This window comes from Vibrio ichthyoenteri ATCC 700023 (assembly GCF_000222605.1).
GTDB lineage: Bacteria > Pseudomonadota > Gammaproteobacteria > Enterobacterales > Vibrionaceae > Vibrio > Vibrio ichthyoenteri.
The window spans coordinates 1-1,466 of record NZ_AFWF01000079.1; the positions used below are offsets into that span (position 1 = coordinate 1).

General features: G+C 41.7%; 2 pseudogenes. Both read left to right on the forward strand.

Annotated features, from left to right (window positions below):
* Nucleotides 1-616: pseudogene (locus RH85_RS23800) on the forward strand (mobilization relaxase); the annotation flags it as partial.
* 722 nt (nucleotides 617-1,338) lie between these two features.
* Nucleotides 1,339-1,466, forward strand: a pseudogene (locus RH85_RS22245) (IS5/IS1182 family transposase); the annotation flags it as partial.

Here is a 1,466-nt window from a genome sequence, read left to right on the forward strand (position 1 = left end):
CGTTGAAATCAAGCGAGCAGAAAATCAAAGACGATATAAACGCCCAGAATCGACGCATGAGCGTGTTAGTGTTGAAAAGCTGGCTCTGGATCGTCTTGAGTATAATTCTCGTTCTATCAGCTTGTGCGGGCGTGATTTGGTGGCAAGGGAATATGATTTTAGCGAATCAACTAGAGATCGATCAGCAAAACCTGACGATAGAAGAACTCAAGCTGAAGGGCGGGAACATTCAGTTGGACAAATGTGGGGAGCGGATTTGCATAGCCCAAGCCAAGGATGGAAAAGTCTGGACGAGAAGAATCGACTCAAGACCGATGTTTATACCAGAGGGATATTAACGGATGACGGAATTAGAGAATCAACTGTTGCTCGCGTTCGAGGAATTAGAGAAAGAACACGAGAAGCGACATCAAGACTTTGTGACGGCCTACAACGGATTGGTGAAAATGTTCGACACTACTTCGCTGGAGAACAAAAAATTATCTCAGAGCGTGAGCAGCTTAACCGAGCAAGTTCAGAGCTTAAATTCACAACTCCAGCGGTTGGAAAAGCACAACAACATGAGCAAATGAGAAGCCGAGATCAAGAAATTGGTTATCGAGGAATGAGTTTGTAAAAAATAGCCATTTGGTCATGTGTTTTAGTTGAAAATAATGGTGGATTCATTGCCCTGTAAATCGCCCAGAAAGCGTTACAAACTTTCTGGGCGATTTTTGGCTATCTAGGTGCGGATTTCTTGTTAAAACGCAGTGTAGGGCTTTCTGGCGCTTCGGAAGCGTGGTTTTTGATGGCTAACTTACGGATTTAACATAATAGGAATTACGCGCACCAACAAATCAATCCCCTGCCTAACATTTCATTTCTTTGCGCGGTAGGGAGTTTTAGGATATTTCACAAGCAATATTTTGGTATTGCTTGTGTGTGGGAGATGATACAACTGATTTAAATAGTATTTTTATTTAAGGAGCTCAAATGCTAAGTAATGTTTCAAATTCAGCTGTGTCTGGAGTTCAAACACAAACAACTCACGAGCAGGAGCCCATCCCTGTTGTGAGCGTTAGGAATGTATCATTCTCATTTGACGTACAAGTTCATATCTTTCAGGAGACTGACAACTCTCACCGAAAGTTGGGGGGTTCTCTTAGTCTAATAGAAAAAGAGTTCCGCAGAGATGTCGATAAGGAAGCGAGAAAACACGGACTGACTTGGGCTGAGAATCATACAGACTGGAGGAAACATTATCCTTTTAGTTTAGATAGAGTAAAGGGTAACGAAGGTTAAGAATCTATCTCAATAGGTGTTGTCTGAGTAAATCAACACCTATTGAAAATACTGTAAATGAATTCAGCACAATACCTAATCTCTGATGCCCTTTGGGAAAAAATTGAGCCGCTTTTACCTATCCACAAGACGAACCATCCTCTAGGAACACATAGAAAGAGAGTCGATAATCGTGATGCTATGAA